This window comes from Nocardia sp. CA-151230, assembly GCF_050942175.1.
GTDB lineage: Bacteria > Actinomycetota > Actinomycetes > Mycobacteriales > Mycobacteriaceae > Nocardia.
In genome coordinates this window covers 667,215-678,857 of record NZ_CP192061.1, presented here as the reverse complement: position 1 = coordinate 678,857, position 11,643 = coordinate 667,215, and the positions used below count along the sequence as shown (strand labels likewise).

Sequence of the window (11,643 nt, the reverse complement as noted above, 5' to 3'; positions counted from 1 at the left end):
TGAACAACCCACCCTCTTTGCGGCACACCGGATGTGACATTAGCCGCATTGTTGCCGAAGGGATTTCAGGACCCGCTCGAGTAGGCGACGTCGATGTGGAATCGGGTGAAACCGAGCCGCGTGTAGGTGTGGACGGCCGCGGTGTTGTCACCCTCGGTGTAGAGCAGCACCGCGCCGAGACCGCGGTCGCGCAGATAGTGCAGACCCGCCAGGGTCAGCAGCCGGCCGAGGCCGCGCCCCTGCGCATCGGGGTCGATGCCGACCACGTAGACCTCACCGATCGGCGGGGTCTCATCGGAATGCACCTTGGTCCAGTGGAATCCGAGGATGCGGTCCGGCCGCGCCGGATCCACGGCGATGAAAAGACCTTTGGGATCGAACCAGGATTCGGCGCGGCGGGCGTCGATGTCGCGCTCGGTCCAGCCGCCCTGTTCGGGATGCCAGGAGAAGGCGGCACTGTTCACGCGCAGCAGTTCGGCATCATCGGAAGGCCCTGCGTAGGTGCGCAATTCAAGTCCGTCGGGCACCGCCAATTCCGGTAGCTCCGAATTAGCCAATTCTCTTCGCATTTGCCATAATTCACGCGAAACGGACAGGCCCAAACGAGCCGCCACCGCCCGCGCGGGCGGCAGGTCACCATGCGCCCAGACCCGCGCTCCCGGCCCGCCCGCGGCCAGTGCGGCGGCCACCAGACCTGCGCCGATCCCGTTCCCGCGGGCCGCCGGATCGACGGCGACCTCCGCCATGGCCGGATGTTCGTCATGGGCCGGAACCAGATTCGCGTACCCGGCGACCGCGCCGTCGCGGATGTCCACCAGATGTCGTGCGGGCGAATCATTTCCGAGCGACAGCACCGCTTGTTCGGATACCGGTGCCACACCGTCGGCGGCGGTGGCGCGCTCCAGGACCGCCCGCACCTGCGCGGCGGTCTCGGCGGGCAGGCGGTCGGTCCAGGAGGCCATCAGAGAGCGCCGTTCGCCGTGGTCAGTTCGGAGTCGTCGGTGCCGTCGGAGTCGGGGAAGGTGACCGCGTCGCCCTTGCCGGCCGTGCGCGCCGGGCGCACCGCCTTGTAGCCGACATTGCGGACCGTGCCGATCAGCGACTCGTATTCACTGCCCAGCTTGGCGCGCAGGCGTCGCACGTGCACGTCCACGGTGCGGGTGCCGCCGAAGAAGTCGTAGCCCCAGACCTCCTGCAGCAGCTGGGCGCGGGTGAAGACCCGGCCGGCGTGCTGCGCCAGGTATTTGAGGAGTTCGAACTCCTTGTAGGTCAGGTCGAGCGGGCGGCCGCGCAGCCGCGCGGTGTAGGTGCCCTCGTCGATCACCAGCTCGCCGAGGGTGATCTTGCCGGTGTTCTCCGGGCTGGCGACCCCGCCGTTGCGGGCCACCAGCAGGCGCAGCCGGGCGTCGAGTTCGGCGGGCCCGGTGCCGGGCAGCAGGATGTCGTCGAGTCCCCAGTCCGCGTTCACCGCGACCAGACCGCCCTCGGTCAGCACGGCCACCACCGGCACCGACGATCCGGTGCTGCCCAGCAAACGGCACAGTCCGCGCGCGGCGGCCAGATCGGTGCGGGCATCGACCAGCGCCACATCGGCGGAACCCGCCTCGAGCAGCGATGCCACCTCGGTCGGCGCGGGTCGCACGTGGTGCGGCAGCAACGCCAGGGACGGCAACACCGACTCGGGGTTGGGGTCGGAGGTCAGCAGGAGCAGCTCCATGGGGGCCCTCCATCCCATCTGGCATGTGTGTGGCTACCGCACTGTCCGCCACTACCTCATGCAGGTCATCACAGGTAATCGCTGCCTACATTAGCGTGTCCGGTGCTGGATCTGCCTTTCGCTCCGCTCCGGGCGGGGTTCGCGGCGCTGAAAGTCTCGTTCTTCCCTCCCTCCGCTCCCCCGCTTCGTTCCTCCACTCCGCTCGGTCCAGAACGAGACGCGCCGCGAACTACCAGCGTTCACTCCGCATGTGGTCGGTGCGGTGACTACGCCGCTGACACGAATGCCTTCCCTATTAGGGTGCAGCTATGCGTTTCCGGAGGTTGCTCATCGGACTGCTCTGCCTGGCAGGGCTGACCGTCCTACTCGATTTCGGGGTAGCGGCGTATTCCGAGTACCGGGTCTCGCGACTCCTGCGGACCGGTTCGGACCTGAGCGCCGATCCGGAGATCACCATCCACGAGTCGCTGCGGCACCCCTTCGTCGCCCAGGCGCTGGACGGCCAGTACGGAAACATCGATGTCCGCGCCCGCGCCATGCGCCCGGACATTCCCGGCCGGATCACGGTCGAGGCCAATCTGACGGGCGTGCACCTGTCGATGCGCAATCTCATCGACGGCAATGTGGGCCGGGTCCCGGTGGACGAGGTACAGGCCCGCATGCGCATCGAGCCGACCGAGCTGGGCCGGCTGTTCAAGATTCCGGACCTCCAGGTCTTCGGCCCGCCCACCGACAAGTCCGGCGGCTCCGGTGGTTCCGGCAGTGTCCCCACGACCAATGGGGGCACCATCATCCTGGAGGGCACCGTGCCGGTCGGTCCGGACGCCGACACCGCGGCGGTCACCGATCCGCGCGGCGACGGCGGCGAGAAGGTGACGAAGAAGAAGGTGCACGTGCTGGCCGATCTGCGGCTGGAGGGAGACGAGGTGCGGATCACCGCCACCGCCATCTCGGGCCGGGATCTACAGGCCGACACCGATTCGGTGCTTCCCGACCAGGACCGGGTCGTCATCCCCGAGCAGGACCGGCCCGCGGTGCTGGCCCGCTTCACCCGCACCATCGACACCAAGAACATGCCGTTCGGCATCGTCCCGACCCGGGTCCAGGCCAGCGGCGGGCAGATCGTGGTGGAGGGCTCCGGCCGCGATGCGACCGTCGACCTGGACAGGTTGCAGAAGCAATGATCGCGATCGAGATCCTGGTGGTCATGCTGGTCCTGGCGACCGGTGTGGGAATCCTGGTGCGCCGCAACGAGGGTCGCGTGCGCGCCGCCGCGGCGGCGAATCCGCCCGAGCCCGAATCGAATCGGGCCGCGCTGCTGGCCGCGGCCGGCGTGGTCCCGGAACGGCCCACCGTGCTGCACTTCTCGGCCGACTGGTGCGGCCCGTGCGCGGCGGTGCGCCGGGTGGTCGCGTCGGTGGTCGGCGAGCTGGAGTCGGCCGAGCTGCCGCCGCTGGATCTCGAGGTCGACATCGACGCCTATCCGGAGCTGGCGCGCGAGCTGAACGTGCTCTCGCTGCCCACCACTTTCGGATTGGATTCTCGAGGATTGGAACGCTTCCGTATCTCCGGCGTTCCGAAAGCGGCGGATCTGCGCACGTCATTGGCCCCTTTAACGGTCGCCGGCTCGGCTGAGTGATCAGCATTACGGACCCCGGGTCCAATTTCCCCCGAAAATTGGGTAAACTGCCTCTCGTGCAATCCAACCGCGAGCTGATGCTCACCCGACGCCGCACGGTAGACCTGTGCCGGCTCGGTGGTTGTTGCTGCCTGTGCCGCTAGCCGGTCGGCCTTTCGTATTCCTCTGTCGCCGACCGGATTTGTCCCGCTGTCGAGAGATCGTTTCGATCCTCCGGCGATCTGGCCAATACACCTTCAGCGCAGGAGTACTCCCATGTCGAACCCTCATCCGAGCACACCGCCCGCCGGGCAGGTGGATGTCCGCGGCCCCCGCTTCGCCGCCTGGATCACCACCGCGGTGCTCGCCCTCGTTCTGATTCTCGCCGCCGTCTCGGTTCCCGCCGCCACCGTGCTGCTGGCGCTGCAGGCCATCGTGTTCGGCCTGGGTGCGGCCTACGGTCCGCGCCGGAGCCCGTACGGCCGGCTCTACGCCGCCGCGGTCGCCCCGCGCATCGGTGCGCCGACCGAGCTGGAACCCGTTGCGCCGCTTCGGTTCGCGCAGTTGGTCGGTCTGGCCTTCGCGGTGCTGGGCGTGCTGGGCTTCGCGGCCGGCAGCCCCGTGGCGGGCGCGATCTTCACCGGATTCGCGCTGTTCGCAGCCTTCCTCAACGCGGCCTTCGGAATCTGCCTGGGCTGCAAGATCTATCCGCTGGTCGCGCGGTTCCACTCGGCCCCGGGCAGCACCGTCTCGACCTCGACCAGCTCCGTGAACTCCTCTGTCTAGCCCCTGACCGTCCATCCCTCAACCACACGAACGCAACGCCTGAACCGGCACCGCATCGAAAGGAACAACATGGCTCGCTCCGATGTCCTGGTCTCCGCAGACTGGGTCGAAGAGAACCTCAACACCCCGGGCGTCGTCCTCGTCGAGGTCGACGAAGACACCTCGGCCTACGACCTGGGACACATCGAGGGCGCCGTGCGTCTCGACTGGAAGAAGGACCTGCAGGACCAGGTTCGCCGCGACTTCGTGAGCCAGGAGCAGTTCTCTGCCCTGCTGTCCGAGCGTGGCATCGCCAACGACGACACCGTGGTGCTGTACGGCGGCAACAACAACTGGTTCGCGGCCTACGCCTACTGGTACTTCAAGCTGTACGGCCACCAGGACGTCAAGCTGCTCGACGGCGGCCGCAAGAAGTGGGAGCTGGACGGCCGCGAGCTGACCAAGGAGGTCAAGGACCGCGCTGCCACCGAGTACAAGGCCGCCGCGCAGGACCTGTCCATCCGCGCCTTCCGCGACGAGGTCATCGAAGCCATCGGCGCCAAGAACCTGGTCGACGTGCGCTCCCCCGACGAGTTCTCGGGCAAGATCCTAGCTCCCGCGCACCTGCCGCAGGAGCAGTCGCAGCGTCCGGGCCACATCCCGACCGCCATCAACGTGCCGTGGTCCAAGGCCGCGAACGAGGACGGCACCTTCAAGAGCGACGCCGAGCTGGCGGAGATCTACAAGGAGGCCGGGCTGGACGGCGACAAGCTGACCATCGCCTACTGCCGCATCGGTGAGCGTTCCTCGCACACCTGGTTCGTGCTGCAGGAGCTGCTGGGCCACCAGAACGTCAAGAACTACGACGGGTCCTGGACCGAGTACGGGTCCCTCGTCGGTGCACCGATCGAGTTGGGAGCGTAATTACCTATGTGTGCAGCACCTACCCAGGGCCAGGCCCTGCCCGCCAATGTCGACGTCGAGAAGGAGACGGTCATCACCGGCCGCGTCCTGACCGCTGACGGCCAGACCGTCGGTGGCGCGTTCGTCCGCCTGCTGGACGGCAACGGCGACTTCACCGCCGAGGTCGTGGCCTCGGGCACCGGCGACTTCCGCTTCTTCGCGGCGCCGGGCACGTGGACCCTGCGCGCGCTGTCCGCGTCCGGCAACGGCACCGCCGAGGTGTCGCCGGAGGGCGCCGGCATCCACAACGTGGACGTCTCCGTCGCCAAGTAGGACGCGGTGTCGAACTAGACGCGGTGTCGAACTAGACGAAACACCAAGAACGGCCCCGGGATTCATGATCCCGGGGCCGTTCTCGTCCTCACCACAGGACGTTCCGGGGTGTGCGGCGGATTTTCCCGGGGTCGTTTTCATCTGACCTCGCCGGTGCGATTAGACTCCCAGACGTGGTGCTTACCTTCGAGATTCTGCTGGTTCTCGTCTCCGTGCTGATCGCCTGGTTCGGTCTGTACGTCCTCTACCGGCTGTTCACCGAGTCGTGACAGATCCGGCCCACGAGAACATCGAAAACGGAGTGGCCAACGGTTCGTCGTCGTCGACGCCGACCGTTCGCCACGACCAGGGCGCGAAGCCCGCTGATGCTGCCGCCCCCCGGCGCAGCGGCGACCAGGCGGTCGCGGACGCGGCCGAGCGTGCCAAGTCGACCGGGGCACTGAACGTTCCGACGCTCCCCGATCTGCCGTTACCCGTCGATACCGCGAACCTGCGGCTGGGCCCGGATCTGAGTTCCTCCATGCTCGCGCTGCTGCCACTGGTCGGCGTATGGCGCGGTGAGGGCGAGGGCAATGATTTCGAGACCGGCGACTACCGCTTCGGTCAGCAGATCATCGTCTCGCACGACGGCGGCGACTACCTGACCTGGGAGGCACGCTCCTGGAAGCTGGACGCCCACGGCGAATACGGGGGCCCGGATCTGCGGGAGAGCGGTTTCTGGCGGGTCGGCATCGACGGTGACGACGAGGTGCTGGAGCTGCTGCTCACCCACTCCACCGGCATTGTCGAGCTGTTCTACGGCCAGGCGCTCACCCAGTCCTCCTGGGAGCTGGCCACCGACGTGGTGATCCGCAGCCAGTCCGGCATCGTGGTGGGCGGCGCGAAGCGGCTCTACGGCATTGTCGAGGGCGGCGACCTGGGCTACGTCGAGGAGCGCATCGCCGCCGACGGTGCACTGGAGCCGCGACTCTCGGCCCGCCTACAGCGGTACATCGGCTAGCCCGCCTCCCCGAGACTTCAGCGGGCGGCTGGGAGCCGTCGGCGTTGGGGTTTCCGTGCCTACGTTGGGTACCGAACCGATTTCGGGGGTACCCCAGGAGTTACCCCCGGCCCTCACGAGATCAGTCGCCGAGTCGCGGAACTGTGTGCACGGCAGCCGGTCGGCTTGGTACGAAACAGGTACGGCCCCCGAGTTGTATCAGCGGAGATGCAACTTTTCACGCTGATCCGGTCGGACGGACCGTAACTCGGGGGCCGGGTGACTGCCTTGGATTCGCGAGGGCTCGCGCGATCGGAATCCGATTGCAGCGGTAGCGCCTAGCCGGCAGCCACCTCACGCGTCCCAGAAATCATTCTCGAACCACCTCCTTCCTGTGTACCGACGAAATTAGTCGCGTGAGACAGAAGCGGCAACGTATTTTCTCGGATTGCGAAATCGCAGGTCAGGCCCGCGTTGTGGGAATAAGTCGATCGACGGCGACGGTGCCGCCCGGCTCGACGCGAACGATGGTGTCCGCCTTCGTGTCCGGCGGCAGCTGGTGGGTGACGACGACCACGGTGCGGTCGCGCTCCACCAGGCCGCTGGATTCGTCGAGCAGGCGGCGCAGCAGCTCGGCCCCGGCGTCGGCCTCCAGGTGCTCGGTGGGTTCGTCGAGCAGCAGTACGCGGGCCGGGGCGAGCAGGGCGCGGGCCAGCAGGAGGCGCCGGCGCTGACCACCCGAGACCGCGGCCGCGCCGCCGACCAGGTCGGTCTCGACGCCGTCGGGGAGGGAGTCCAGCCAGTCGCCGGCCCCGACCGCGCGCAGAGCGGATTCGGCCTCGCCCGGGGTGATGTCACCGCGGGCCACGCGCAGGTTCTCCAGCACGGTGGTACCGAACAGGTGCGCGTCCTCGGCGAAGAAGGTGACGCCCGGTCGCGGCGTCTCGAAGAGCCCGGCCCAGGACATCAGCAGTGTGGTCTTGCCCGCGCCGCTCGGACCGACCACGGCGATCCGGCGGCCGGACGGCAGCGCGGGGAAATTCGGTGCGGGAGCCTCGGATTCGCCGTGCTCGAGCCGATCCAGGCGGTGCAGGGCGGCGCGGCCGGTGGTGAGGGCCTGCGCGGCGGCGGGGAGCACCGCCACGGCCTCGAAGGCGGACAGCGGCACCAGGACCAGCACCGTGAACGCCATCGGGGTGATGCCGCCCGGCGGGACGGTCTGGAAGCCCGCGGTCGGTATGGGGGAACCGCTGCCGTACAGCACGATTCCGAGGAGCAACGCGCCCAGCACGCTCGCCCCGATGGACAGCGGCAGCACCGCCGCGGCCCACGCGCTGCGCGCCGCCGCTCGATCCTCCGCCGCGACCGCCCGCTGCCCCGCCGCGGCGGCCGCGCCGACCGCCTCGGAAAGTCGGCCCGCCACCCGCAATTCGGGCGCGTGATCCAGCACGGTCAGCGCCTCGGCGGTGAACTCGGTGCGATCGGTCCGCACCGCGAGCTCCGCCTCCCGGGCCGCGCGCGCCGACAGCCACGGCGCGATGATGCCCGAAACGGCCAGCGCCACCGCCAGAATCACCGCCGCTAGCACCGAGATACTCGCCAGCAGCCCGACCGCCAGCAGCGACAGGATCAGAGCCACCGCGATCGGCACGAACGCGCGCACCACCACGGCCCCGAGATCGTCGATATCGCTCATGACCCGGCCGAGCAGCTCACCGCGCCGCAGATTCGTCGGATCCCCCTGCCGGGCTTCGTCTTCCGCGCCCTCCGGACCGGAGGCATCGCCGTCCGCCGATCCGGTCCGCCGCAGCCGCCAGATGTCCGCACCCGCCAGCGTCCGATAGGTCGTGGTCCGCGCGGTGCTCATGGACCGCAACGCCACATCGTGAGTGGCCAGCCTCTCGAGATACCGGCACAGCCCCCGCGAAATGCCCAGCGCCCGAACGGTCACCACGGCAATGCTCAGATCCAGCACCGGCGGCATCTGCCACGCCCGCGCAATCAGCCACGCCGCCAATGCCGCCAGCCCGAGCCCGCTCCCGAGCGCCAGCACCCCCCACCCCACCGACAGCGCCATCCGTCCCCGCGACAGCTCGAGCAGCTCCCGAATCCGCCGGAAATCGGCCAGTACCGCCCTCATCACGCCCACACCTCCATCGAGCTCACCGCACCCGCGCTCCCGCTCGCGCCGCTCCCGGCTCGGCCGAGTGCGCCCCCGTCCGCCCGGCGGGGACTCGGATCCGTTCCGGGACCCGATACCGTCTCGGCGGCACCGGTTTCGGGCGTGGGTTCGAAGGCGCCCGACTCGGGAGCGGCCGCTGACCCGTCGAGACCGACTCCGGAGGCGTCGGCAGACCCCTGCGCGCTGCTCCCGCCAGGCTCGGCGTCCGAGTCCGTCACGGCCTGTGATTGCCGTGGGGCGGCCGCCGTCGTATCCGCCTGTGCGGGTTCATACTCGGACTGTGCAGGGGTAGTGGCCCGGACTTCGACCACGTGGTCGGCGATGGCGAGCACCGAGGGGCGGTGGGCGACCAGGACGACGGTGGCTCCGGCGCGGGCGCGGGCGGTCAGGGCCGCGAGAACCGTTGTCTCGGAGGCGTCGTCGAGGTGGGCGGTGGGTTCGTCCAGGAGCAGGATCGAGCGTGGGGCGGCGAGGGTGCGGGTGAGGGCGAGGCGCTGGCGCTGGCCCAGGGAGAGGCCGATGCCGCCGGTGCCGAGCACGGTGTCCCAGCGGGACGGGAGGGTGGCCAGGACGGCGTCGAAACCGGTTGCGGCACAAGCGGCGTCGACCTGGTCGGGGCCGGATGGCGGGCCCAGGAGTTCGAGGTTGGCGCGGAGGGTGCCGGGGACGAGGACGGGGCGCTGGGGCAGCCAGGCGATGTGGGACCACCAGTGGTCGGGGTCCAGGTCTGAGACGGGGACGCCGTCGACGAGAACGCTTCCGGAGTCCGGGGTGAGCAGTCCCAGGATGGCCTGCAGCGCGGTCGATTTGCCGCAGCCGTTAGGGCCGGTGAGGACGGTGACCGTGCCCGGCCGGAGGGCGGCGGACAGCCCTTCGGGTGCGCATCCGTCGCGGGATCGCACCGTGAGTTCGCGGATGTCGATGTGGCCGTTCAGGTTCCGGTGGTCGGGTCCGGCCGGCACGGGCGTCGGCGCGGCGGATGCCGCATCGGTGTTCGCGTCGGAGTCGGCGGCGGGTGCGGTGTCCGGCTCGAGGATGGCGAAAGCCTTGTCGGCGGCGGCCATGCCGTCCTGGGCGGCGTGGAAGCGTTCGCCGACGGCGCGTAGCGGGAGGTAGACCTCGGGGGCGAGGATGAGGGCGAGCAGGCCCGCGTACAGGCCCATGTGGCCGAACACCAGCCGCATGCCGATGGAGACCGCGACCAGGGCCACGCACAGGGTGGCGAGCATTTCCAGGACCATGGAGGACAGGAAGGCCAGGCGCAGCGCCGACATGGTCCGGCGGTGCAGCACATCGCCGAGCTCGCGGACCCGGCCCGCCATGCTGCGCGGCGAATCGCCCTCTCCCCCACCGCTGTCCGCGCGTCCCGTCTCGCGGCCGAGGGCGCGCAGGGTCGGCATGCCCGCGAAGAGGTCGAGGAGCTGGTCGGAGAGCCGGGTGGTGGCGGCCAGGGTACCGGCGGATTTCCCCTGGGTGAGCAGGCCGATGAGGATCATGAAGATCGGGATCAGCGGCAGGGTGACGAAGATGATCAGGCCGGAGACCCAGTCGTGCACCGCGATCACGGCCAGCACCACCGGTGGGACGAGCATCGCCAGCAGCAGGGCGGGCAGGTAGCCCGCGAGGTAGGCGCGCAGCCCGCTCAATCCGGAGCCGACCACGACCGCGAGTTCGGTACGGCGGCTCTCCAGTTCCCGCGGCGGGAGCTGGGCCCCGGCTGCCAGTGCGGCGGTCTCGAGTTCGGCGACCACCTGCGCCCCCGCCCGGTGCGCCAGCCGCGACTGCCACCAGGTGGCGGCCGCCCGGCATCCGACCGCGACCGCGAAGATCACCAGTTCGACGGTCCAGGAACCGATGCGGCGCTGGTCCGGTTCGGTGATGACCCCGGCGAGCATCCGCGCCAGCGCGAGCGCCGCGACGACGATGCACCCCGTGGTGACCAGCGACAGCCCCACGCTCAGCCCGAGATAGCTGCGGGCGGAGCGGGCGTGCCGCCACAGTCGCGGGTCCACCGGTCGTGCCATGGTCGATCTCCTCTGCGAACGGGCGCGCCGGACCCGCGGACACCGGGTTCGGCGCGCCCGCTCCGTTCAGCTCTTCGCGGATTCCATGGGCAGCCCGATCGAGGCCGGGATCTGCTCCACGGTGAGCCGCTTGCGGAACACCCAGTACGTCCAAGCCTGGTAGATCAGCACGATCGGCACCAGGGCCACCGCGACCCAGCTCATCACCACCAGCGTGTAGTGGGTCGAGGACGCCGCCACGGTGCCGCCGCGCCCGTCGACCGTGAGGCTGAACGCGTCATTGATGGTGGACGGCAGCACATAGGGGAACAGCGACCCGAACAGCAGCACCGTCGCCGACGCGATGGTGATCGCGGTCCCGGTGAAGCCCCAGCCGTCGCGGTCCCGGGTGGCGGCGAGACCCGCCAGCATCAGGCCGATCACGGCCAGTACCAAGGGAACCCAGGTCCAGCCCTTGCCGTGGGCGAGCTGGGTCCAGAGGCCGAAGGCCACCACCACGACCGCGGTCGGCGCGTAGAGCAGCCGGATGATGCGCTGGGCGTCGTCGCGCACTTCGCTGCCGGTCTTCAGGCCGATGAACATCGCGCCGTGCAGCAGGAACAGCAGCAGTGTGGTCAGCCCGCCGAGGATGCCGTACGGGTTCAGAAGATCGAGGAGCGTGCCCTCGATGTGCCGGTGCTCGTTGAGCTGCACGCCGCGCACGATGTTCGCGAAGGCCAGACCCCAGGCCAGCGCCGGAATCCACGACCCGAGCGCGATGCCGACGTCACACCAGGTGCGCCAGCGCGGATCGTTGATCTTGCCGCGCCATTCGATGGCGCAGGCCCGCGCGATCAGCCCGACCAGGATGAGCAGCAGCGCCAGGTAGAACCCGGAGAACAGGCTGGCGTACCACTCCGGGAAGGCGGCGAACATGGCGCCGCCGCCGGTGAGCAGCCACACCTCGTTGCCGTCCCACACCGGGCCGATGGTGTTGAGCACGGTCCGCTTCTTCTGCTCGTCGCCGCGACCGATGATCGGCATCAGCATGCCGACGCCGAAGTCGAAGCCCTCCAGCACGAAATAGCCGGTGAACAGCACCGCGATCAGGAGAAACCAGAATTCTGGGAGACTCATCCTCGG

General features: G+C 69.3%; 10 protein-coding genes and 1 pseudogene. 6 read left to right on the top strand and 5 right to left on the bottom strand.

The features are described from left to right. Positions 1 to 65: 65 nt before the first annotated feature. Together mshD and ACQP1O_RS03065 are read right to left on the bottom strand one after the other, a co-directional pair. The gene (gene mshD, locus ACQP1O_RS03070) at positions 66 to 962 is read right to left on the bottom strand and encodes a mycothiol synthase (protein ID WP_433564398.1); all 897 of its coding nucleotides are present in this window, start codon (positions 960 to 962) and stop codon (positions 66 to 68) included. After that, complete coding sequence (locus ACQP1O_RS03065; protein WP_040854884.1) at positions 962 to 1,717, bottom strand: winged helix-turn-helix transcriptional regulator; 756 nt, start codon at positions 1,715 to 1,717, stop codon at positions 962 to 964. Before ACQP1O_RS03065 ends, mshD begins: the two co-directional genes overlap by 1 nt. Before the next feature lie 308 nt (positions 1,718 to 2,025). On the opposite strand from ACQP1O_RS03065, the gene ACQP1O_RS03060 reads away from it, so the two are divergent. From ACQP1O_RS03060 to ACQP1O_RS03035, 6 genes are all read left to right on the top strand, one after another. Further along, a complete protein-coding gene (locus ACQP1O_RS03060) occupies positions 2,026 to 2,901 on the top strand; it encodes an LmeA family phospholipid-binding protein (RefSeq protein ID WP_433564397.1) in 876 nt (291 codons plus the stop codon). Next, positions 2,898 to 3,356, top strand: a complete 459-nt coding sequence (locus tag ACQP1O_RS03055) for a thioredoxin family protein (protein WP_433564396.1) — start codon at positions 2,898 to 2,900, stop codon at positions 3,354 to 3,356. The genes ACQP1O_RS03060 and ACQP1O_RS03055 overlap by 4 nt, the downstream gene beginning before the upstream one ends. 255 nt (positions 3,357 to 3,611) lie before the next feature. Continuing rightward, positions 3,612 to 4,121 carry a DUF4395 domain-containing protein gene (locus ACQP1O_RS03050; protein WP_433564395.1) on the top strand — a complete coding sequence of 170 codons (510 nt, stop codon included), beginning with the start codon at positions 3,612 to 3,614 and terminating at the stop codon, positions 4,119 to 4,121. Positions 4,122 to 4,190: 69 nt separating this feature from the next. Further along, positions 4,191 to 5,024 (top strand): sulfurtransferase, encoded by an 834-nt coding sequence (locus ACQP1O_RS03045; protein WP_433564394.1) that lies wholly within the window; start codon positions 4,191 to 4,193, stop codon positions 5,022 to 5,024. 6 nt (positions 5,025 to 5,030) lie between these two features. Beyond that, positions 5,031 to 5,336, top strand: a complete 306-nt coding sequence (locus tag ACQP1O_RS03040; protein WP_433564393.1) for a DUF1416 domain-containing protein — start codon at positions 5,031 to 5,033, stop codon at positions 5,334 to 5,336. Positions 5,337 to 5,625: 289 nt separating this feature from the next. Beyond that, positions 5,626 to 6,336 (top strand): FABP family protein, encoded by a 711-nt coding sequence (locus ACQP1O_RS03035; RefSeq protein WP_433567567.1) that lies wholly within the window; start codon positions 5,626 to 5,628, stop codon positions 6,334 to 6,336. A 442-nt stretch (positions 6,337 to 6,778) separates the two neighbouring features. Here ACQP1O_RS03035 and ACQP1O_RS03030 read toward each other — a convergent pair whose 3' ends face one another. The 3 genes and pseudogenes from ACQP1O_RS03030 to cydB form a co-directional block, all read right to left on the bottom strand. Continuing rightward, on the bottom strand, positions 6,779 to 8,455 hold the full coding sequence (locus ACQP1O_RS03030) for an ATP-binding cassette domain-containing protein (RefSeq protein WP_433567566.1): 1,677 nt from the start codon (positions 8,453 to 8,455) through the stop codon (positions 6,779 to 6,781). Positions 8,456 to 8,790: 335 nt separating this feature from the next. Next, positions 8,791 to 10,521 (bottom strand): annotated as a pseudogene (cydD, locus tag ACQP1O_RS03025) (thiol reductant ABC exporter subunit CydD); the annotation flags it as partial. 66 nt (positions 10,522 to 10,587) lie between these two features. Beyond that, entirely contained in the window at positions 10,588 to 11,637 is a 1,050-nt protein-coding gene (cydB, locus tag ACQP1O_RS03020) for a cytochrome d ubiquinol oxidase subunit II (protein ID WP_433564392.1), read from the bottom strand. Positions 11,638 to 11,643 lie beyond the last annotated feature (6 nt).